Origin of the sequence: Chlorogloeopsis sp. ULAP02, assembly GCF_038404745.2 — a bacterium.
Taxonomy (GTDB): Bacteria; Cyanobacteriota; Cyanobacteriia; order Cyanobacteriales; family Nostocaceae; genus Chlorogloeopsis.
On the sequence record NZ_JAYKTT020000002.1, the window covers coordinates 230,831 to 252,629 of the forward strand.

19 protein-coding genes and 1 pseudogene are annotated in these 21,799 nt (G+C 44.3%); 12 read left to right on the forward strand and 8 right to left on the reverse strand.

Annotated elements, in window-relative coordinates; genetic code table 11:
• Window positions 1-9: 9 nt before the first annotated feature.
• The 3 genes from U2718_RS03120 to U2718_RS03130 form a co-directional block, all read right to left on the reverse strand.
• The gene (locus U2718_RS03120) at window positions 10-240 is read right to left on the reverse strand and encodes a hypothetical protein (RefSeq protein WP_341994983.1); all 231 of its coding nucleotides are present in this window, start codon (window positions 238-240) and stop codon (window positions 10-12) included.
• Between the two features lie 33 nt (window positions 241-273).
• A complete protein-coding gene (locus U2718_RS03125; RefSeq protein ID WP_289794003.1) occupies window positions 274-588 on the reverse strand; it encodes a hypothetical protein in 315 nt (104 codons plus the stop codon).
• Window positions 589-683: 95 nt separating this feature from the next.
• The gene (locus tag U2718_RS03130) at window positions 684-1,058 is read right to left on the reverse strand and encodes a hypothetical protein (RefSeq protein ID WP_341994986.1); all 375 of its coding nucleotides are present in this window, start codon (window positions 1,056-1,058) and stop codon (window positions 684-686) included.
• Between the two features lie 326 nt (window positions 1,059-1,384).
• Here U2718_RS03130 and U2718_RS03135 point away from each other — a divergent pair, with 326 nt between their 5' ends.
• Together U2718_RS03135 and U2718_RS03140 are read left to right on the forward strand one after the other, a co-directional pair.
• A complete protein-coding gene (locus U2718_RS03135) occupies window positions 1,385-2,071 on the forward strand; it encodes an SDR family oxidoreductase (RefSeq protein WP_341994988.1) in 687 nt (228 codons plus the stop codon).
• Window positions 2,072-2,125: 54 nt separating this feature from the next.
• Window positions 2,126-3,109: a dienelactone hydrolase gene (locus U2718_RS03140; protein WP_341994990.1), complete on the forward strand. Its 984-nt coding sequence runs from the start codon at window positions 2,126-2,128 to the stop codon at window positions 3,107-3,109.
• 10 nt (window positions 3,110-3,119) lie between these two features.
• Here the strand turns inward: U2718_RS03140 and U2718_RS03145 are convergent, their stop codons facing one another.
• The 4 genes from U2718_RS03145 to U2718_RS03160 all read right to left on the reverse strand — a co-directional run bounded on the left by U2718_RS03145 (window position 3,120) and on the right by U2718_RS03160 (window position 6,682).
• Window positions 3,120-3,560, reverse strand: a complete 441-nt coding sequence (locus tag U2718_RS03145) for a secondary thiamine-phosphate synthase enzyme YjbQ (RefSeq protein WP_341994992.1) — start codon at window positions 3,558-3,560, stop codon at window positions 3,120-3,122.
• 268 nt (window positions 3,561-3,828) lie between these two features.
• Window positions 3,829-5,076, reverse strand: coding sequence for a pyridoxal phosphate-dependent aminotransferase (locus U2718_RS03150; RefSeq protein WP_341994994.1), 1,248 nt, complete (start codon window positions 5,074-5,076; stop codon window positions 3,829-3,831).
• A 146-nt stretch (window positions 5,077-5,222) separates the two neighbouring features.
• Window positions 5,223-6,110: an ion channel gene (locus U2718_RS03155; protein ID WP_341994997.1), complete on the reverse strand. Its 888-nt coding sequence runs from the start codon at window positions 6,108-6,110 to the stop codon at window positions 5,223-5,225.
• Window positions 6,111-6,490: 380 nt separating this feature from the next.
• Window positions 6,491-6,682: a hypothetical protein gene (locus tag U2718_RS03160; protein WP_411813216.1), complete on the reverse strand. Its 192-nt coding sequence runs from the start codon at window positions 6,680-6,682 to the stop codon at window positions 6,491-6,493.
• A 352-nt stretch (window positions 6,683-7,034) separates the two neighbouring features.
• Here U2718_RS03160 and U2718_RS03165 point away from each other — a divergent pair, with 352 nt between their 5' ends.
• From U2718_RS03165 to U2718_RS03210, 10 genes and pseudogenes are all read left to right on the forward strand, one after another.
• Window positions 7,035-8,072: a response regulator gene (locus U2718_RS03165; protein WP_341994999.1), complete on the forward strand. Its 1,038-nt coding sequence runs from the start codon at window positions 7,035-7,037 to the stop codon at window positions 8,070-8,072.
• Between the two features lie 132 nt (window positions 8,073-8,204).
• Window positions 8,205-8,330: pseudogene (locus U2718_RS03170) on the forward strand (ATP-binding protein); the annotation flags it as partial.
• A 394-nt stretch (window positions 8,331-8,724) separates the two neighbouring features.
• Window positions 8,725-8,913: a hypothetical protein gene (locus U2718_RS03175; RefSeq protein WP_411813217.1), complete on the forward strand. Its 189-nt coding sequence runs from the start codon at window positions 8,725-8,727 to the stop codon at window positions 8,911-8,913.
• Between the two features lie 33 nt (window positions 8,914-8,946).
• Window positions 8,947-12,240, forward strand: a complete 3,294-nt coding sequence (locus U2718_RS03180) for an ATP-binding protein (protein ID WP_411813218.1) — start codon at window positions 8,947-8,949, stop codon at window positions 12,238-12,240.
• Between the two features lie 240 nt (window positions 12,241-12,480).
• Complete coding sequence (locus U2718_RS03185) at window positions 12,481-12,639, forward strand: hypothetical protein (protein ID WP_341995003.1); 159 nt, start codon at window positions 12,481-12,483, stop codon at window positions 12,637-12,639.
• Window positions 12,640-12,651: 12 nt separating this feature from the next.
• Window positions 12,652-12,942, forward strand: coding sequence for a hypothetical protein (locus U2718_RS03190; protein WP_341995005.1), 291 nt, complete (start codon window positions 12,652-12,654; stop codon window positions 12,940-12,942).
• Window positions 12,943-13,272, forward strand: a complete 330-nt coding sequence (locus U2718_RS03195; protein WP_341995007.1) for a PIN domain-containing protein — start codon at window positions 12,943-12,945, stop codon at window positions 13,270-13,272.
• A 110-nt stretch (window positions 13,273-13,382) separates the two neighbouring features.
• A complete protein-coding gene (locus tag U2718_RS03200; RefSeq protein ID WP_341995009.1) occupies window positions 13,383-18,368 on the forward strand; it encodes an ATP-binding protein in 4,986 nt (1,661 codons plus the stop codon).
• A gap of 414 nt (window positions 18,369-18,782) precedes the next feature.
• Window positions 18,783-20,141, forward strand: a complete 1,359-nt coding sequence (locus U2718_RS03205; protein WP_341995011.1) for a CheR family methyltransferase — start codon at window positions 18,783-18,785, stop codon at window positions 20,139-20,141.
• A gap of 35 nt (window positions 20,142-20,176) precedes the next feature.
• Window positions 20,177-20,449 (forward strand): hypothetical protein, encoded by a 273-nt coding sequence (locus U2718_RS03210; RefSeq protein ID WP_341995013.1) that lies wholly within the window; start codon window positions 20,177-20,179, stop codon window positions 20,447-20,449.
• A 7-nt stretch (window positions 20,450-20,456) separates the two neighbouring features.
• Here the strand turns inward: U2718_RS03210 and metK are convergent, their stop codons facing one another.
• Window positions 20,457-21,659 carry a methionine adenosyltransferase gene (gene metK / locus U2718_RS03215; protein ID WP_341995015.1) on the reverse strand — a complete coding sequence of 401 codons (1,203 nt, stop codon included), beginning with the start codon at window positions 21,657-21,659 and terminating at the stop codon, window positions 20,457-20,459.
• Window positions 21,660-21,799 lie beyond the last annotated feature (140 nt).

Genomic DNA, 21,799 nt, shown 5'->3' on the forward strand with positions numbered 1-21,799 from the left:
TGTAAAAATTTAAAAATTTGGCGATCGCGCCTGCAAAACAATTCCCCGCCAAAAGACGGGGAGATCGTGTTGATATTTGAATTTGAAGTAGGGGAGGCAGCGTGTTCTTTCTAGGGACTGCTGTAAAGGTTTAGCAAGATATCTTGTTTGCCTACAAATATCCTGGTTAAACACACCTGTAACAGGTAGTAAAGAATTCCCACTCTCTACTCCTTGTTCTGCCCAGTCTCCAGTATTCAATTTAAAATATAAAACCTAAAATCTAAAAATTGCTTAACTAGTTGCTTTTGCTGGTTGTTGTTGGGAAACGTTACCAGGAATTGGTTCCATCTTTGTTCCTGATTCTAGAGGAGTCAATTCAATGTGATTCAACAAAGTTGTGACGAAGGCAAAAAGCAAAAATGGCAGAGACAACAAAACGACGAGTCCAACAGCAGCTAAAGCATAGACAGGTCGTCTAGCACCCATCAATGCCAAGGCTGATGCCAAACTAACAGTAATTGTTATTAACCAAACTATAATTTGACCGTAGATATCGCCAAAGGTTAGGGTACAGACAAACCGATACTTTTGAATGTTATTCATCATTTAATTTGCCTCTCATGTCTCCTTGGTTCTACCTTAAAACCAGGTTTGAATTTTTGACAATTTCTAAATATTTTTGAAATAATTGTAATATCACTTTACAATCTCTCAGCTTTATGATTTTCTTGCAAAAAATCAGCAGATTCACTAGATTCTAACGATTTAATTTTCCTCTGTAAATCTAAGTCATCACTGCTAACAATTGTTTCTAAATTCGCAATTCTTTGTTCTAGGTATTGTAACTTTTGAGGTGACAAATAGTTAGCTTTGGATTTTTTATCATCGGAACGCCATACGGATAAGGTTCCTACTGTTGCGCCTGTCAGAGCAGCTAAAGGGAGAATCGGGCCGCTTCTAGTCGCAGCTGAGAGTGGGATACAAATTGCTAAAATTCCTACTGTCATTCCCCAGATTTTTGAGGTTGCTGCCACTCGAATATCGCGATCAGTATTTTCTTGCGCTTTCTTAGCCATACCCATACCCAAAAGGAACTTATTTTCTAGGTTGGCATCTTTATCTATTCGGCGGCTTCCTACTATTGGATTAAGTATATGTACTTTTTTGTTTTCTTTACCAGAATGAACCTGGTAACGACAATGATAAAATAACTTAATTAGGCAAACTAATTATATTTATCTTAATTTTTAATTAAATAACTTTATACAGTGCAATATATTTTAATTTTAAAAAATATTAATAAACTAACAAAGACAAAATTTCGACTTTGAATACTTCGGCGCTCAAAGAAAGATATATTAAATACTTGTATTTGTTGAAGCCACATATTTTGAAAAAATCCATGACAACAGCATCCTATATCTTCTTAGCTGGAGCCAGCCGTGGCGTTGGTAGAGAAATTGCCAAATGCTTGAGCGAGCAACAAACCCATGTCAAAGCGCTTTTAAGAACGGAAGCAACTCGCGGTGAATTAGAAGCGATGGGAACGAAAGTAGTTTTGGGAGACGCGATGAATGTGGATGATGTCGAACGTGCAATTTCTGAGGATGAGCCTTTCTACGCTGTTGTTAGTACAATTGGTGGTTTGGCTAAAGATAATAACAGGGCAGATTATATAGGTAATAAAAATTTGATTGATGTGGCAGTCAAAGCGGGAGTTAAAAAATTTATTTTAGTAACTTCTATTGGCACTGGAAATAGTGTTGTTGCTTTATCTCCGCAAATTTTGGAAGCTTTGCAGCCCGTATTAATTGATAAAGAAAAAGCAGAACAACATTTAATAGCGAGCGGACTGACTTACACTATTATCCGTCCTGGTGGTTTGCAATCAGAAAATTCAACTGGAAATGGTGTTTTAACTGAAGATATAAAAGTCGCTGGTATGATTAATCGTGCTGATGTGGCACAGTTAGTTTGCCGTTGCTTAAATTCTGATGCTGCTAATAATAAAGTCTTGTCGGCAGTAGATAGAAATATGTTATTTGGACAACCTGTATTTGAAGAATTTCATTTGGATGCAAGAATTTGAGAAAATTATGATGAACAGTTAAAATTTGATTGCAGTGCGTAAGAAATATCTGACATGACTGTTCGTGCTTTTTTTCACGCCGCAAAAGTCGATAATGCTCAATCTCCTTACGATACTATTCTTCTGAAAATTCTATATCCAGCCAAGATGTCGGGAAGTCACCTAGAAAAGGATATGGGAATTGTGCCTGCCGATCCACAAATGGCACCCTTTCCTGTGGTGATTTTCTTTAATGGAGTTAATTGTGAAGCCCATAGTTACCAATGGCTGGCTGTTAAATTAGCGGAACGTGGATTGGTAGTAGTTACATTTAACTGGGTTGGAGAGAATCTTCCAGGGATAGTTAGCCTTACCCCAGGAGTGGATATTACTGCGTGGAAACCAGAAATTTACGGTACTGCTCCCACAGCTTCTGCTTTGCCCACACTGCTAACTAAACTAGAAAAGCTACAGGCAGAGGGAATCCTGGCTGGGATGCTTAATTTAGAACAGATCGTTCTAGGGGGTCACTCTGCGGGTGGTAGAGTAGCAATAGAAAATGCAAATCCCCAATTTTTTCCACAAGTGGTGGCATCTTTTGCTTATGCTGCCCATAGTATGGGGACAATAATGTTGGGGTACGAACCAGGTAAAATTTTGCCTTTGCCAGATTACCTGCCCATGTTACTAATGGGGGGAACCTGTGATGGGGTAATTGCAAATAGTAGCGATCGCTATGGCATCAGTTCAGGTGATGCAACCACTTCTGTCACACGTACATTCCAAGAAGCGATTTCTGGAGGGAGAAATGATAGCTATCTGGTATTCTTAGAGGGAGCAAACCATTTTACATTTGTTGAACCCTTCGACTCTACCACGGGTAGAGCTTTTCTAGATTTTCCAGCTACTCAACCTACTGAACCAAGTCGGTTATTGATGGCAGATATAATTGGTTTATTTATTGATGCTTATGTTCGCCACCAACCAGAGGCATCTACTGCACTTAATCAATTATTAAATACTGCCAATCCTTTGATTCAATCTTGGAAGTGTAAGTAATAATAATTTTTCATTCTCCAGAAATTTGACACAATACAGTTCTTTTACGAGGCCCATCTAATTCAAAAAACAAGATAGATTGATAGGTTCCCAATGCTAATTTACCATCAACAATAGGAATTACCTCGCTATTATTCAGCATCATTGCCATCAGATGAGAATGGGCATTCATTGGTTCATCTGGTGGTATATTTGGTCTTAAATGCAAGTCATTATGTAAGTAGCGATTTGATGCTGGTGCTAATTTCTGCAAAAAAACTTTGATATCTTCTAATAATCTTTCTTCGTTTTCATTGATAGCTAAAGCTGTTGTTGTATGGCGAGAAAAAACTAATACTTGACCATTTTGAATTGGTGTTGAAGAAATAGCTGTCTCAATTTGAGGAGTGATGTTATGAATATTAATTCCCTGGTTAGTGTCTATTTCAATTAATTTATTAATAATTGGCATTTGCGCGATTTTATATTTTGAATTAGCTAGATTTGACTAGGAATTATATCCTAACATTAAGATGAATTCCACGGTTATAAAGACATAAATAAACTAACTTTTTCCGCTTTCGATACCTTCTTCTTAAGTCCTTAGTAGCTTTAACTAATCTGTATACATAAGAGGATAAGGATACAAGGAGCAAAATTTTTCTCTTGTCCTAATTTCCTAACTTCGTGAGTCGCTTACGCGTCTACTGCCTCGTAAAATCAGTATAGCTGCCTTCTATTTATACCAATTTTGTATAAAGATGCGCTAACGCGCAAGAAGGAAACGAACCACAAAGGGCGCAAAGAACACAAAGAAAAGACGTACTAACAATCTTTTTTAAACCTCTTACCAATCTTTCTATTCCCTCTTTTGCCGTCTCTTTTTGTAATGCACCGTATGCCACCCGCAAATAACAACCGTGATTCATGCCAAAGGTTGTACCAGGAATTACTGCTACTTGATGTTCTTGAATCAATCGTTTAACTAACTCAAAGCTATCAATTTGAGTATTAACTTTGAGAAAAAAATAGAATGCACCATCTGCAGGAGCAATGGTACATAAACCTTCGAGACGGTTAAGAGATTCAAGTACTAATTCTCGCACTTGAGCGATCGCTTCAATATTTTTGCTCAAATATTCCTGTTTTGCCTGTAAAGCACCCAAGGCTGCATACTGAGAAACTACAGGTGGACAAATCACATTTGTATCTTGAACTTTCTTCACAGCAACAAACAGATGTTTTGGAATTACCATATAGCCAATTCGCCAGCTAGCAAAACCGTAGGCTTTAGAAAGGCTGTAAAGAGAAATAGTGTATTCGCTACTGCCTGGAAATCCACCTGGAGAAGTGTGCTTGACGCCATTGTATGTAAAGTACTCATAAGCTTCATCGCTGATGTGGTAAATACCGCGATCGCGACAAATTTGATTTACTTGCTCTAAAGCAGACTTTGAATACACAACTCCAGTCGGATTATTTGGGGAAATTGTCACCACTGCTCGTGTTTTTGGAGTAATAGCTTGAGCGATCGCATCAAGATGCAGTTGGTAATTTTCATCCGTCTCCACTAAAACCGGGCGACATCCTGCCATCATAATCGCCATTTCGTGGTTGAAATAGTAAGGCGTGTTTAGAATAATTTCATCTCCCACCGAAGTAATAGCAAGAATGGCATTCACAAATCCCATGTTGCTACCTGCGGTGACAACGATGCAATTTTTGTCGTTGATTTCAATCCCGTTAAAACTTTGCAGTTTTGCTGCTAATACTTTTAGTAGCGCAGGAATACCTTCAACAGCTTTGTATAGATGATTTGTTGGCTCGGCAAGGAATTGCGGTAAAAGTTCGAGGGCTTCCGGTGGTGGGCTATAAGAAACTACACCTTGCCCAAGGGAAATAGTACCAGGAGAGTTTCTGATCAATTCTCCCACAACAGGAATGATCGGTGACTGCACCGCCTCCATACGAGATGTAAAATTTTTCATGTAAATTACACAACCTTGTAGCCTTCTGCCTACCTACGGTAGACGCACAGTGACTTGGTGCAAGTAGTCGCAGAGCGTCTACTGCCTCTGGGCAGTCGCTACAACGCGCTTAACCCGCAAGGGCGCGCTGCTCTCTGCCTTCTGCCTTATTCTATCGGTATCACATCATGAAAACGGGAATAATCTATAGTGCGCCGACCCTCCCGCGTCTTGGATAAAATATCTACAAAGCGCATATTCCAAAAAATCTCCCCAGCGATAAACGAGTGACGAGCATGAATAATCTGGGACACTGTTTCATCAAGTCCGGTGAGAGTTACTACTACTTCCATCTCGTCCTCAATCATATCTTCTGGTGTCACTCCATATAAGGGACTATTCTGATCAATTGGATGCATGACTGTCCAGGTTAAAGCAAAAAGCGGTGTTTGACTGCGAAGCAGTTGCATATCATAAAATCGCCGCATTACATCCCCTTCAGCGGTGACTTCATTTCGTACCACAGTCACCCGAATTTGTGCTTCTAGAATCCAGTTTTGCCGTTCGTTAGCAACTCGAAACATTAATGTTGGCATACCGTTATAGGGTGCAATTACCGCCACACGACTAAATGTGACTCTTGCTTTAGGAAGCGAAAATCTGGCAAACATCAACCCAGTTCCCACTGCTAGCCCCATCAACCCGATTAGCGATTCTATGGTTACTAAGACATGGGCATAAGTTGTTTTGGGGAACATGGCTCCGTAGCCAATGGATGCCATAGTTTGAACGCTGAAAAAAAAGGCATCTAGGAAGTTACCTGGACGTGCGTTTTCAATTCCATTTCCACCTGCCAGGTATGCCAAGGCAAATAAAGCGTTAACAACTAGATATCCTAAACTAACTAGCGCTAAAAACTGAGGCCAAGATAGAGAAAGTAGCCAATGGTATAAGTCTCCCCAATGGGAGTTTGATACACCTTTACGCACAACGTTAAAGCCGCCCTCAGGGTTAATCATGCGCGGCACTAGGGTTTTGCGAACTACTTTTTTCATTGATGGCAGGGTAATGGTGGCAAGAACCCAAGACAGGTAATTTCTACCCAATTATCCAACAAATACAGCAAGAGTTATGTGATGTCTTAAGAAGGACAAATTATTACAGTATGTTAATGCAGCAACTGCATTTTATAAATTCGGTAACTGCAATTAGATAATAAAAACATACCTACCAAATGTCATGATTGGTAGGTTCATAGTTTGTTGGTTTTTCAGCACGAAAGGTAGTTCTGAATATTAACTTTCGGCAACTGCCTTTCTGCCCTATCTAAACTTCGTCAAGCAAACTAGTGCGAATGCGCTTTTTTGGAATAATATGCAGATTCTACTATAATTTTATCATAAGACATAAGTTTTATTAATTTTTTCACTTGAATTTAGCAGTAAGATGTTTCGTCGCCAAGTGCCGCACCAACCTTGATTTTTGGCACGTTGGGACTAGCGTCTATAATGCTAATACATCTAGAACTTACGCACGAGTCACGGAAGAATAAAACCGCTCCAGTCACAGAGGAGAACACTGCGTTGCGGTGAGTCCAGCGCTCTTGGTAGGGTTTCCAACGCCACATCCTACCCTACAGTCGGCACTAGACGCAAAGCGGCTTCTCTCCGGGTAGCCGCCCAACGGAGTGGGGTTGGGGGGAGACACCCGCATTAGCTCCTCCTTTATAGCAAATGTCCGTAACACGGAGGAATAAGAATTAGAGAGGTATTTTGCATAAGTCATAACATCTTTTAGCCTTGACACGTCACTACAAAGGCTCAAATTAAAACCTTAGATATAGCGATCGCATTGTTCCAGGTAATTCATAATAAAGATAGAAGTAAAGGAACGCTGTTATTTATAAATAATAAATTTCCAGTGTGATTTTCCTTTTAGAAAACTGCTATCAAGAACTTTTATAAACAAGCAACCTAGTTGTGAGCGAAGAAGAATTTACTCGGTATATCAAAACTATCCGTCAACAGATAGAGGCGCTGCATAAATATATTGTTTTAGAACCAACACAGCAACCAATAGCTGAAGCAATGGAGGAGATCGTCGCCTCTTTAGGGAACCTCCAATTATGTCAAGAAGAAATGCAGACTAGCTTGGAAGCAATGGAGGATATCCAGGACGAACTGCTCCAGCAAAATGAGGATCTAGCAGTAGAACTTCAGCATTATTATGAACTGTTTAATTTTGCACCTGATGCCTATTTGCTCACAGATGCTCAAGGAATAATTCTGAAAGCTAACCGCACTGCTGGCGCATTATTTAATATATTGCCCAACTTCCTCATCGGCAAACCATTAGCCAATTTTGTCGCTGAAGCAGAGCGATCGCTCTTTCGTATCAAACTAAATCAGTTGTCCCAATTAGATTCTGTGCAAGAGTGGGAAATAGCTATGTGTCCGCGTGGCAGTCAACCTTTTGATGCAACGCTGATGGTAGCACCAAACCGCGACACTTTTGGGTCACTAGTTTCGCTACAAATTAGCATACGCGATGTCACTAAGCACAAGCAAGCAAATTTGCAACTTCAGTCAGTAGCGAGTCAGCTGCTGCCAGAGGCAGCAGCTGGAGAAACTCCTCGTTCGCTCGATGGCTTGCAGGTACTGTTTGTGGATGATGAAGCCGATGCTCGCGAGTTTATCACTACAGTGTTGGAGCAATACGGAATTTCAGTAACAGCAGTTAACTCTGTTGCTGAGGCTCTTGAAGTTCTGGAGCGATCGCACCCTGATGTCATAATCAGTGATATTAGGATGCCAGATGAGGATGGCTATACTTTGATTCGCAAAGTTAAAGCACTAGAAGCAGAGAAAGGATGGCAAATTCCTACTGCTGCCTTGACTGCTTATCTTGCAGAAGACAGAGCAAAGGCACTCAAAGTAGGTTTTCAATCGCACTTGCATAAACTTGCTGAACCAGCAGAGTTAGTGGCAATGGTGGCACAACTGGCTGGACGAGGATAAGGCAGAAGGTAAGACAGAACAGTTATTAGTTGTCAGATGTATTGATAAGTGATAACTGTTTGCTGATGACTTTTATAAGAAATTTAGTAGATTTTCCCAGGAAAGATGGATAGTTGTACCGAAAGCAAGAAAGTCGCGATCGCTCGTCAACTCGTCCAACTACACGGCGGTACAATTGAGGTAGCAAGTGATGGAATTGGGCGAGGCACAAAGTTTACCGTCAAACTACCGTTGATGATATCAGTAGAGAGTCCGTAAATTTCCCGAATCAAAAAGCATTCAAGCAGATTGAGAAAGCATTTAGGCTTTTGATTTGCGGAAAACATCTTTAGGAGTGCGCGATTTACCGAAATGAGAACTCATTTAAGCATTTTAAGTAAGCAATATGCCATTTTGCTTGCGGAAAACACCTTTAGGAGTGCGCGATTTACCGAAATGAGAACTCATTTAAGCATTTTGAGTAAGCAATAAGACATTTTGCCTGCGGAAAACACTAAAATGAGAAAGCAAAATGGCATTTTGAGAAAGCATTTAAACAAAATGAGAAAGCAAACAGGCATTTTGCTAAATGATTTTAAAGTTACATTAAATTAAAATTGTTGCAATTGCCGAGGAATCAAATTATTGCCAAATAGCCGAAGCTATAAGCGCTATGCAACTACCTCAAACAGATACAATCACGCTAGAGGATATTCTCATCACCGAAGAGTTGTCCCGTCGAAATCCTCGCGCTGAAAACTTACTAAAAGAAAATCAAGCATTGCATACCTTGGCGCGGCAGTTGGTAAATCAGCCCCAAACGATACTCCAGAGCATAGTTGACATGGCGCTCGACTTATGAAATGCCCAAAGTGCAGGGGTCAGTTTACTAGAAATGACACCAACTGGTGAAGAAGTCTTTTGCGCTCATGTGTTGGCAGGAGCATTAGAACAGTACGTAGGCGGCACTACAAAGCGTGAGTTTAGTCCCTGTGGAGTTTGCCTTGATCGCGGTACTCCTGTGCTTTATTCCTATCCTGAACGGTATTTTACTGATTTACAGGCAGCAAACATTCCCATCGTTGAAGCATTAATACTACCGTTGATTGCAGATAACCATGCCCTCGGCACCATTTGGATTGTCTCCCACGATGAGCAGCGGCACTTTGACTGTGAAGATGTGCGGGTGATGTCCAGTCTGGCAGACTTTACAGCCACCGCACTCCTGCTAGAGGGGCGACAAACCCACCAATTGCTGGCAGCAAATTCCAGATTGGAGGCTGAGGTCATTGAGCGCCAGCAGGCGGAAATTGTTTTGCGCGAATCCGAAGAAAAATACCGCACGCTGTTTACCTCGATTGACGAAGGCTTCTGCACGATTGAAGTTTTGTTCGACGAGCAAGGCAAAGCAGTTGATTACCGTTTTCTCGAAATGAACCAGGCGTTCGTGCAGCACACCGGAATCGAAAACGGCATCGGCAGAACGGTGCGGGAATTCGCGCCCGAACACGAAGAATTTTGGTTCGAGACCTATGGGTACATCGCCAAAACAGGCGTTGCAATGCGCTTTGAACACAAAGCCGCCGCGCTCGGAAAATTCTACGACGTTTACGCCTTCCGCATCGGCGCGCCCGAAAAAAACCGTGTCGCTGTGATTTTCAACGACATCTTCGTGCGCAAGCGGGCAGAAGAAGCACTGCGCGAATCCGAAGAACGATTCCGGCTGTTTGTGACCGCCGCCTCTGACATCATATACAGAATGAGCGCAGATTGGAGCGAGATGCATGCGCTCGAAGGAAAGAGTTTTCTCGCCGACACCAGAAATCCGAGCCTGAAGTGGCTCGAAGAATATATTCCCGACAGCGATAAGGCGTTAGTGCAAGCGGCGATCGCCGAAGCTGTCCGCGCCAAAACAAAGTTCGAGTTGGAACACCGCGTCATTCGCGCCGACGGCACTGTAGGTTGGACGTTTTCGCGGGCAATTCCGTTTTTGGACGAGCGCGGCGAAATCCTCGAATGGTTCGGCGCAGCGAGCGACATCACCGATCGCAAACGCGCCCAAGAAGCACTGCGGGTATTTTTCAGTAATGTGAGTCATGAGTTTCGTACCTCCCTGACCCTGTTACTGAGTTCGATTCAAGAAACCTTGAGCGATCTTGCAGATCCCTTGACTCCTGCTCAACGATTGCAACTGCAACTGGCGCACCGAAACGCGGTGAGGCTGCTGAAGCTCGTCAATACGCTGCTTGACGTTTCCCGCATCGAAGCCGATCGCATTCAAGCAGTCTATGAGCCGACCGATCTGGCAACCTTGACAACAGAACTTGCGAGTTCATTTGAGTCAGTCATCCAGCAAGCAGGCTTGCAACTAGCAATCGATTGCCCACCCCTACTAGAGCCAGTGTATGTCGATTGCTCTATGTGGGAGAAAATCGTCCTCAATTTGCTCTCAAATGCGTTTAAGTTTACGATTACGGGCGAGATCGCAGTCCGCTTAAGGCTGGCTGGCAATTGGGTTGAGTTAACCGTACAAGACACAGGTATTGGCATAAAAGCCGCAGAACTGCCTCACTTGTTTGATCGGTTCTACCAGGGGAAACAAGCCAAGGGACGGAGCTTTGAAGGATCGGGGATTGGCTTGTCTCTGGTACAGGAGTTGGTAAAACTGCATGGCGGCACGATTACTGTCAGCAGTGTAGAAGGAGAAGGCAGTTGCTTTGTGGTGTCCATTCCCACTGGGTTTGCTCATCTTCCCCTTCAACAGATTGGCTCATTTCGTACAGGCGGGTTTACTAAAGATGCTTCAAGGCAATCAGAAGATGGCTTGCAAAACCCGCCCCTACCCTCAACGGCAACAGATCTAAGTGCTTATGTGCAGGAAGCGTTGGGGTGGCTACCGCAAGAGGACACGGGGAGGTGGGGACGCGGGAACGCGGAGAATCAAGAGGACGCGGGGAACATTTTTGATAGATTCTCCGTTTCTCCCAGTCTCCCTTCGGGTACTCTACGAGAAGCCGCCTTTCAGGCGTCTATGCAGTCGCTACAACGGGGGGAACCGCCGCAACGCGCTGCTCACCGCGTCTTTGCGTCTTCCTCAACTCCCCGCATTCTCCTAGTGGATGACAACGCCGATATGCGCGCCTATCTGAAGCGGCTATTAAATCAACGCTGGCAGGTGGAGACAGCAGCCGATGGCGCGATCGCCCTCAGCCAAATTCAGCAACAGCCACCCGACTTGGTGCTAACTGATGTGATGATGCCGCAGATGGATGGGTTACAATTGCTGCAAGCACTACGTTCCGATCCCCAAACAAAAAGTATTCCGATTATTTTGCTGTCAGCACGGGCAACAGAAGAAGCAACGGTCGAAGGTTTGGCAACGGGTGCGGATGATTACTTAATCAAACCCTTCTCTGCTCGTGAACTGATAGCACGGGTTGAAACTCATCTCCAATTGGCACGGCTGCGGCAAGAGCAATCCGCAAACCGCTTTAAAACTGAGTTTCTCATGACTGTTACCCATGAACTGCAAGCTCCGCTGGTGACAATTCTCGGTTGGGCGCGCTTGTTACAAACCAAATCCATAGATTCACAAACAACAACACGGGCATTAGCCGCGATTGAACGCAATGCCACGATTGAGGCAAAACTGGTGAAAGATTTGCTGGATGTTTCTAGCATTCTCTGTGGAAAATTTCAATTGAACTCTCAAAGTGTCGATTTGGTTTTGCTGGTACAAAACGCGATCGCCACATTTCGTGAAGCAGCCCAAGCAAAGAACATTCAATTGGTCGAGACGGTATCTAATGTTGCACAGAGCTATGTTTTAGCAGACCGCGATCGCCTCATAAAAATTATTACTAACTTGCTGGACAATGCCATTAAGTTTACGCCCGCAGGGGGACAGGTTAACGTGCGGCTGGAACGGTTTGAGTCTGAAGTTCACATGACCGTGACGGATACAGGTATTGGCATTAGCCCTGAATTTCTCCCCTTAGTCTTCGATCGCTTTACTCAAGCTGAAGTGCCTAGCCGTCATTCACCGGGAGGAGTGGGCATTGGGCTGGCGATCGCTCGTCAACTTGTCCAACTACACGGCGGTACAATTGAGGCAGCAAGTGATGGAATTGGACGAGGCGCAAAGTTTACCGTCAAATTACCGTTGATGATATCAGTAGAGAGTCCTTAAATTTCCCGAATCAAAAAGCATTCAAGCAGATTGAGAAAGCATTTAGGCTTTTTCATTGCGGAAAACACCTTTAGGAGTGCGCGTTTTACCGAAATGAGAACTCATTTAAGCATTTTGAGTAAGCAATATGCCATTTCGCTTGCGGAAAACACCTTTAGGAGTGCGCGTTTTACCGAAATGAGAACTCATTTAAGCATTTTGAGTAAGCAATAAGACATTTGGCCTGCGGAAAACACCAAAATGAGAAAGCAAAATGGCATTTTGAGAAAGCATTTAGACAAAACGAGAAAGCAAACAGGCATTTTGCTAAATGATTTTAAAGTTACATTAAAGGAGGAGCAGCAAAAGTTTGGCTTAATAGTATTGATTATCAAGCTACGCTTTAAATTAGAGATATAGGTGTGAGAATTAATGCCGAATTTCGATTTTAAGTTTGCGCTCACTCGACTAAGCTTATTTATGAGTAAAGAAGAACAGTTACTAGAATATTGGCGCGAACTCCCCCCTGAAGCGCAAGATAAAGTGATTCAATTCGCACAATCGTTAAAACCCCAGCTGGAATTTGTTCCACAAACTCCCCTTGGCAAAAAGCTATGGGAAATTCGTCAACGTATCGTTGCATCAGGCGCTCCCCTGTTGAGTGATGAAGAACTTGAACAGGAACTAAGAGAGCGTCGCGGCGGCTGGCGCGAAGTAGATTAGATGACTCGAACTTTTATCGATTCTGGTGTACTGATTGCGGCGGCTCGTGCCAATACAATCCGGTCACTAGCTGCACTTCACATCCTCAACGCTCGCGATCGCGAATTTGCTTCCAGCGCCTTCATCCAGCTAGAAACCCTACCAAAAGCAATCTATAACCAACAACAGGCAGAAGCAAAGTTCTATGAGTGTTTTTTAAGCAGCATTACCCTCTGGGCAACAAAACTAGAGCAAATTGTCCAAACCGGAAATCGCATTTCCTGCACCTATGGTCTAGCTGCAATGGACGGGCTTCACATCGCGGCTGCGCTCTCTGTTGATGCAGAGTAATTTGTGACCACTGAAAAAACTACAAACCCATGCATCGTGTTACAGAAATTAAAATCGTTTCAATTGCCGACGAATAAAATTATTGCCATATAGCCGAAGCCATAAGCGCTATGCAACGACCTCAAAGAGATACAGTGACACTAAAAGATATTGTCATCACCGAGGATTTATCCCGGCGAAATCCTCGTTCGGCAAACTTACTAAAAGAAAATCAGGCATTGCACGCATTGGCGCGGCAGTTGGTAAATCAGCCCCAAACAATGCTTCAAAACTTAGTTGACATAGCACTCGATTTGTGCGATGCAGGAACCGCAGGGGTTAGTTTGATAGAGACAAGCCCAACAGGTGAAGAAGTTTTTCGCTGGAATGTATTAGCAGGAGCGTTAGCACGATACGTAGGTGGCACTAATCCCCGTAATTTTAGCCCCTGTGGAGTCTGTCTTGATCGCGGTTCTCCTCAGCTTTATTCCCATCCCGAAGGGTATTTTACTTATTTACAGGCAGCAAACACGCCGATTGTAGAACGATTGGTGTTGCCGTTGATTGCGGATAACCATGCCCTTGGTACTATCTGGATTATGTCCCATGATGAGCAACGGCATTTTGACTATGAAGATGTGCGGATAATGACGAGTTTGGCAGACTTTGCTGCTGCTGCATTGCTACTGAATCAGCGCCAAACACAGGAATTGCTAGCGAAGAATGCCCAACTAGAAGCGGAGGCGGCGGAACGTAAACGAGCCGAGGAGTTAGCGCGGGAGTCGGAAGCGTACTTCCGAGCGATGATGGAGAATCTACCAGGTGGGGCGGTGTTTGTAGTTGATCGCAATCTCCGCTATTTGCTGGCGGAAGGAGAAGCATTAGCGATCGCCGGATTCCAACCGGAAGATTTCGTTGGGCATACGATTTTCGAGGTACTGCCGCCGGAATTAGCAACGTATTATGAGTCGTTTTACCGTCGGGGGCTGGCTGGTGAGCCGTTTGAACACGAACATGAGGCACACGATCGCTCATTCATCTCACGCGGAACGCCGCTACGGTTGCCAAACGGCGAAGTATATGCAGTGCTTGCTGTTTCCTATGACATCACAGATCACAAACAAGCCGAAGCGGTGATCGCTGCCGAACTGCGGGAATCAGAAGCGCGGCTAGCGGCAGACCTGGCGGGAATGCAGCGGCTTTATGCCCTCTACGGGACGCTTGCCACTGGACTCGATCTCAAGACTGCCCTCAACGAAATTCTGGCGGTTGCCTGTGAGTTCACGCATACCGAGCGTGGCTGCGTGCAGCTTGTCAGCGACGACGGCACACGGTTAGAAATGTTTACCTGGCGCGGCTACTCAGACGATAGCCCGTTTATCAACTACTTTCGCTATGAAGGGTTCAAGGAAGGCTGTGATCGAGCCAGGGTTGCCCGCCAGCGCTTTACGATCGAAGAGACGATCGGCTATCCCGGTCTGGAAGGCACCGAAGCGGGGGCGGCGGCTTCTGCCGAGGGCATCCGGGCGACACAGTCCACGCTGATCGTTAACCGCAGTGGTGAGTCGATTGGCGTATTGAGTACGCAGTTTTCGCAGCCCCACCGTCCCAGCGACGACGAACTCAGGTTGGTTGACCTGCTGGCGTGGACTGCTGCCGATTTTGTCGAGCGTTATCGGGCGCACACGGCGTTACGTGAATCAGAGGAGAAATATCGATCACTGTTCAATTCGATTGACGAAGGTTTTTGCATCATTGAACGAGTGGCAGGTGAGTTAATTGATTTTCGCTACATTCAAGTGAATCCAGCGTTTGCAGTGCAAACTGGCATCAGCAATGTCGTTGGCAAAACGATTCGTGAGGCATTTCCCGATGCACCGGAAGCGGGATACGAGATTTACGAGAACGTCTTGAAGACAGGCGAACCGATTCGGTTTGAAATCGACGTTCCCAGCCTTAATCGCATCTTGGAAATCTACGCCTTTCGGACTGAGGGCGAACATCGCCTCGCAGTCATTTTCAAAGATATTAGCGATCGCAAACGGCACGATGCAAATCTCGTCTTTTTAGCCGAAGTCAGCCAAGACCTGGCGCGGCTAACGAACATTGACGAGACGATGAATGCGCTGGGCGAAAAAATCGGCGGATATTTCGACTTGTCGGCATGCGTCTTTGCCGAATTGAGTGAGATGGCTGAAATTGCAGTCATCAACTACACTTGGCAGCTCAGTCACATGCCAAGCTTTATTGGCACTTATCGTATGCAAGACTTCGTAACAGCCGAGGTTTTGCAACTTTGTCGCACCGGAGAAGCTGTCGTCATCCGCGACGTGTTCGATGACCCCCTGACCAATGGCGAGCAGTATGCGGCTCTGAACGTTGGCTCCTTCCTCAGCATACCGCTCGTGCGCGATGGCGAGTGGCGCTTCCTGCTCGTCATCTATCGTACCGAACCCTATGACTGGCGCGACGACGAAATCGAATTGACCCACGAACTCGCCAACCGCATCTGGACGCGGCTGGAACGCGCCCGCGCTGAAGAACAGTTGCGCCGTGCTGCCCAGATGGATGCGTTTCGGGTGAAGTTGCCGGATGCCCTGCGATCGCTCTCCAATGCCGTTGAAATTCAGGCAACCGTGACGCGCACCACCATGAACTTCTTTGGGACAGACCGATGTTACTACTGCGAAATTATTGACGGTGATATCATCATTCGGCGGGATGCCGCACGGGAAGATTTGCCTTCGGTGGTGGGGGTGTATCCACTCGAAAACTCTCCCATCTTCAAAGCCATGCTCGATGCGGGTCAACCTTTTGCCGTTGAGGATGTCCACACAACCGACATACTGTGTGAGAACTTGAGACAGGCTTGTTTTCAGTTGCAGATTATTTCCTTTATCATCGTGCCTGTGATCAAGCAGGGAGAGCCAGTCGGGATTCTCTCAATTAACCAAACCACGCCGAGGAACTGGACAGCGTTTGAGGTGGATCTGGCGGAAGAAATCGCCGATCGCGCCTGGGCAACCATTGAACGCACCCGCGCCGAAGCCGCCCTACGTGAAGCCGAACTTCAGCGAGTTCGAGAACAATATGCCCGCGAACAAGAACGCCAACGCGCCGAATCTCTGGCAGAACTCGATCGCGCCAAAACCCTCTTCTTCAGCAACGTTTCTCACGAGTTCCGCACACCGTTAACACTGTTGCTGGCTCCTTTGCAAGATGCATTAAGCGATCGCACTCATCCCCTAGCTCAGACGCAACGCGAACGGTTGGAACTTGCACATCGAAACGCAATTAGGCTGCTGAAGTTGGTGAATACCCTGCTCGACTTCTCCCGCATCGAAGCCGGACGCATAGAAGCAGTCTATGAACCGACCGATTTGGCAATGTTTACGACTGAGCTAGCAAGTGTATTTCGTTCTGCCATCGAACGGGCTGGGCTGCGGTTAGTAGTTGATTGCCCACCGATAGGGTTGCCTATATACGTAGACAGGGAAATGTGGGAGAAAATAGTTCTTAACTTGCTCTCCAATGCCTTTAAGTTTACTCTGGAAGGCAAAATTACCGTTAGGCTGCTTAGAACTGATGACCATCATGTGACACTACAGATAGAAGACACAGGCACAGGAATTGCACCTGAAGAACTGCCCCATCTGTTTGAGCGATTTTACCAAGTACGTGGCGTGCAGGCGCGGACTCATGAAGGATCGGGGATTGGTCTAGCGCTGGTGCATGAACTGATTCGACTGCATGGTGGTACCGTAGACGTAAGCAGCACCGTTGGACAGGGAACCTGCTTCACCGTCACTATTCCTTCCGGCACGGATCACCTGCTAAACGAGCATATCCAAGCCACACGTACCCTAGCATCAACTGCATTAGGTACAGCATCTTATGTTCAGGAGGCAGAGCGCTGGTTGCCGGAAGAAGAGGAGGGGGTGAGGGGGGGACAAGGAGACAAGGGGAGAGAACATGAATCACGATTCCCCTTGTCCCCTAGTCACCTTGTCCCCGTGTCCTCTGACTCTGCCCGTGTCCTCATTGTCGATGACAACGCCGATATGCGCGATTACCTCAAGCGCATATTAAGCGAACACGTTACAGTAGAAGCCGTCGCTGATGGGGCAGCTGCACTGGCTGCTGTTCAAGAAACAATACCGGATCTGGTACTTTCTGATGTGATGATGCCACAGGTAGACGGCTTTGAGTTATTAAAAGCACTGCGTGCCGACGCGCGCACAAAAGAAGTGCCGATTATTCTACTTTCCGCTCGTGCTGGAGAAGAATCCGTAATTGAAGGACTCCAAGCTGGGGCTGACGATTACCTGATTAAACCCTTTTCTGCCACCGAACTTGTCACCCGTGTAAATGCTCATTTGCAGATGGCACACTTACGCTCAGAAGCACTCCACCAGGAAAAAATAATTAATCGTAGGAAGGATGAGTTTTTAGCAAAAGTTTCTCACGAACTAAATACCCCCTTAGTCGCCATTCTCGGTTGGACGCGATTACTCCGTAGTAGTCCGCCCAATCCAGCCATGCTCGTGAAAGCCCTAGAGACGATCGAGCGTAATGCCACTCTGCAAGCCAAACTTATCCAAGATTTACTGGATATCTCGCGTATCATTGCAGGCAAAATCAATCTTAATCACCAGTCTGTGGATCTAAAATCTATAATAGAAACTGCGATCGCCACAGTGCGTCAATCACTGGAAACAAAAAATATTTGTCTAGAGTATATAGTTGACCCTTTGTCAATCACAGTCCAAGGCGATCCAGAGCGCTTGCAGCAAATTGTCTTGAATTTACTTACCAATGCCATTAAATTTACTCCTCAAGGAGGAAGAATCGAGGTGCATCTAGACACTATAGAGAATCAAGCCCAGATTACGGTAACTGACAATGGCAAAGGTATCAGTGCCGAATTTTTACCCTATGTTTTTGATATTTTTCGTCAGTCCGAATGCTCACACTCAAAAAACGGATTAGGGCTGGGACTTGCGATCGCTCGTCATTTGGTAGAACTCCACGATGGCACCATTATCGCCGAAAGCCCTGGAGTTGGAGGGGGTGCAACCTTTAGTGTCAAGCTGCCACTCGTTGGTATTAATCTTTAAGAAAGATTTAATCAAAATAAATATCATTTAATCTCAAGAATAGGCCTTCACAAGAGTCTTGCATTTAAACATTTCACAAGACATTTTTAAATAAAACCAACGCTGAAATAATCATCTAACATCTGGTGTGCATTATGAAAATCAACGATATATCAAAGACAATGTGTGCTGTAGAGACGCTTACAGCGCAGGTGTTTCTGGAGGGTAATTTTGCATCTGTATATATCATCTAATACGGTTAAGTTGGTGATGTAGATTTACTAGAAGATCCCCCCAACCCCCTTAAAAAGGGGGGGCAAAAAGCGGCTTATTTTTCACCTTTTTAAGAGGACTAAGGAGGATCTAACCTTAACTTAACGTTATCGACTTCTCATCCACATTAGGCTGACTTAAATAATTACCCCAGACTTTACCATGAGCACATCAGAGGTCAATCCAGAGTTTGAAGCTTTGTTGCATTACCTCAAGCAAAACTGTGGTTGTGATCTGACAGGTTACAAACCTGATTCTTTGATGCGTCGGTTCCAACGCCGGATGCAGCAGTTAGGAATAGAGAACTATACGAGCTATTTGCAATATCTACAGGCTGAACCCCAAGAGTGTACTCCCCTACTTGACACCATTTTGATTAACTTCTCTGGGTTTTTTCGCGATCGCGATGCTTGGGAATATTTAGCCCATAAAATCATCCCCCAAATTATTACAAACAAGCAGCCGCAGGAACAAATCAGAGTTTGGAGTGCTGGTTGTGCTTCTGGAGAAGAAGTTTATACACTTGTAATGTTACTAGCTGAGATTTTAGGCATCGAGCAATATTTGCAACGAGTGCAAATGTTCGCCACGGATGTAGATAGAGATGCACTGAGGCGGGCGCGGCAAGGTATTTATAACGAGAACGAAGTAGCAAGCATTCCGAGCCAGCTACTATCTAAGTACTTTGAGCAAACCGAGCAGGGCTATGTTTTTTGCTCCCAACTGCGTCGCTCAATTATATTTGGTCGCCATAACTTGGCTGTTGATGCGCCCATGTCTAAAATCGACCTGCTCGTGTGCCGCAACGTGCTAATATATTTAAAGCGGGAGACTCAAGCAAGTATTTTTGTTCGTTTTCATTTTGCATTGAATAATCAGGGCCTTCTGTTTTTAGGCAACTCAGAAAGTTTAATCAATCAGAGGCAAATTTTTACCCCTGTCAGTATCAAGCGCCGTATTTTTGCTAAAGCTAAAGACCAAAAGCTCGGTTTAGATGAGCACTTACTGCTCCTACCCCAAACTCAAGACAAGAAAGCAATTAACCCTCTAAATACTTACATTCGTATTTGGCAAGCAGCCTTTGAGACAAGTCCTTTAGCCCAGTTAGTAGTGGATAGAAGTGGCTCCCTACTGTTAGTGAATGAAAGGGCTTATGGCTTGTTTAGGTTACAAAACAATCATATTGGTGCGCCAGTGCGAGATTTGGAGATAGGACAAGTTATAAATTCATTGACTGTGATGAGGCGGTTAAATCGCGATCACCACCCGTTTAGTCTCAAAAATATAGAGTGGGTAACTGACAATGCCACAACTCATCTAGACATTCACATCACACCAATATCAGATTCGAGTGGTAAGCTAATAGGCGCAAACCTCACTTTTATTGATGTCACACAATATATATATCTAAAGGACGAATTTGAAAGTTTAAATTCAACTCTTACAAGCTTAACTCAGGAACTACACATAACAAGAAAAGTATTAAATTCTACAACTCAAGAGCTAAGAAATATACACTAAATTCAAAGCAGCCATCGTTTAGGAGGTGGATGCAGATGAAACTAACAACAGTATTCTTAATAACAGTTCTAGTTTTTATACCTGTTACTGCTTTAGCACAACAAACACAGCCAAGCGATCGCCTATCAGTCACAAATAGGCAGAAATTAGAGCAAAACAGAAAAAAGCTTAATGCAGATATTAAGCGAATAGTAAAAGAAACGCAAGAATTAGAGCGCTTTAGTAGACCATATTTAGTCGAGTTTCAGAGGAGAAATGAGCAAATGCGACACCGCCCCGATGCAGTAATACGTTTGCGGGAAAATTAAACTATTTTCACCCCAATAAAGCAGGAATCATATCCGTTTCTTCCCAAGGCACAATTCCTAAATCCAGTCTTCCCACGTGTCCGTAGACAGCCAATTTTCTGTAAAACCCACCTTTGACAATTGTAGGCAGTAGTCTCAAATTAAACTTCTTGATAATTCCTGCAAGACGAAAATCAAAATGCTTTTCTAGGAGTTTTGTGATTTCTTCATCAGGAATTTTGCCCGTGCCAAAGGTTTCTACTTGAATGCTAACAGGTCTGGCAACTCCGATAGAATAGGTCAGTTGTACTTCACACTCTTCTGCCAAACCAGCCGCAACAACATTTTTAGCTGCATATCGGGCAGCATAAGCACCAACTCTATCTATCCGTGTCGGATCTTTACCGCTTAAAGCTGCGCCACTATGACGCGAATACCCCCCGTAAGTATCTATAGCATTTTTTCTACCAGTTAACCCCGAATGTACGGAAGGGCCACCAATTGAAAAAGGTTCGTCAAAATCAATTAAAATTCTAGTCTTTTCATCGGGCTTACATTCATTATCTTTTAAGACATAATCGATGATAATCTCTTTAATCTCTTCTTGGAGTTTATTCACATTAACGAAGTTTGATTCTGACTGCTGATTGTGACTTGCCAGAATTGAAATACTGTGGATTCTATAAGGTTTGCGATCGCGGTACTCAATGCCAACTTGAGTTTTGCCATCTGGCCTTATATATGGCAGAATTTTCTCCTGGCGCACAGTAGTTAATCGCTTTGCTAGCTGATGTGCCAACCAAATTGGCAGTGGTATGAAAGCAGGAGTTTGATTACAAGCAAAACCAAAGACTGTCACCTGATCTTTAACTGGAATTAACTCCATTTCATCGTCTGATAGCCTTTTGGCATCCCAATAACGATAGTCATGAGATAGCAATTCTTTAACGCTAGTAACAATACTACAAGTTTTGGCATTAAAGTCAGGTTCATCATAACCAACCTGTTTAATTACCTGTCTGGCTGTTTTTGTAAAATCTACAATTGCATCAGATTCAAATCTAGCAGCAATGAAAACAATCGCCGTAGCAACAGCACATTCTGCAATAACTCTAGAATAAGGATCTTTCAGGAGGAATTTATCTACAATTGCATCACTGATTTGGTCGCAAAGTTTATCCGGATGTCCTTCCGTGACAGACTCAGAGCTAAACATGAAATCTTTTTTCATATTTAATTTGTTCGGTTTGAATGTGAAATCAACGCTAATTTTGTTAGTATCAAAATCTCAGCAAAGTAAGCTTATTAGCTGTTTACTTTATTGTTGGTGTAATTAGAAGTAGATAATCCTGGTGAAAGCTAAAATATAGC

Coding starts and splice junctions, on each gene's coding strand:
- U2718_RS03210 (WP_341995013.1), top strand. CDS start 20,177: ATGAAACTAACAACAGTATTCTTAATAACAGTTCTAGTTTTTATACCT.
- U2718_RS03150 (WP_341994994.1), bottom strand. CDS start 5,076: ATGAAAAATTTTACATCTCGTATGGAGGCGGTGCAGTCACCGATCATT.
- U2718_RS03205 (WP_341995011.1), top strand. CDS start 18,783: ATGAGCACATCAGAGGTCAATCCAGAGTTTGAAGCTTTGTTGCATTAC.
- U2718_RS03155 (WP_341994997.1), bottom strand. CDS start 6,110: ATGAAAAAAGTAGTTCGCAAAACCCTAGTGCCGCGCATGATTAACCCT.
- U2718_RS03200 (WP_341995009.1), top strand. CDS start 13,383: ATGCAACGACCTCAAAGAGATACAGTGACACTAAAAGATATTGTCATC.
- U2718_RS03125 (WP_289794003.1), bottom strand. CDS start 588: ATGATGAATAACATTCAAAAGTATCGGTTTGTCTGTACCCTAACCTTT.
- U2718_RS03180 (WP_411813218.1), top strand. CDS start 8,947: ATGACACCAACTGGTGAAGAAGTCTTTTGCGCTCATGTGTTGGCAGGA.
- U2718_RS03190 (WP_341995005.1), top strand. CDS start 12,652: ATGCCGAATTTCGATTTTAAGTTTGCGCTCACTCGACTAAGCTTATTT.
- U2718_RS03135 (WP_341994988.1), top strand. CDS start 1,385: ATGACAACAGCATCCTATATCTTCTTAGCTGGAGCCAGCCGTGGCGTT.
- U2718_RS03185 (WP_341995003.1), top strand. CDS start 12,481: ATGAGAAAGCAAAATGGCATTTTGAGAAAGCATTTAGACAAAACGAGA.
- metK (WP_341995015.1), bottom strand. CDS start 21,659: ATGAAAAAAGATTTCATGTTTAGCTCTGAGTCTGTCACGGAAGGACAT.
- U2718_RS03195 (WP_341995007.1), top strand. CDS start 12,943: ATGACTCGAACTTTTATCGATTCTGGTGTACTGATTGCGGCGGCTCGT.
- U2718_RS03175 (WP_411813217.1), top strand. CDS start 8,725: ATGCAACTACCTCAAACAGATACAATCACGCTAGAGGATATTCTCATC.
- U2718_RS03130 (WP_341994986.1), bottom strand. CDS start 1,058: ATGGCTAAGAAAGCGCAAGAAAATACTGATCGCGATATTCGAGTGGCA.
- U2718_RS03140 (WP_341994990.1), top strand. CDS start 2,126: ATGACTGTTCGTGCTTTTTTTCACGCCGCAAAAGTCGATAATGCTCAA.
- U2718_RS03145 (WP_341994992.1), bottom strand. CDS start 3,560: ATGCCAATTATTAATAAATTAATTGAAATAGACACTAACCAGGGAATT.
- U2718_RS03160 (WP_411813216.1), bottom strand. CDS start 6,682: ATGTGGCGTTGGAAACCCTACCAAGAGCGCTGGACTCACCGCAACGCA.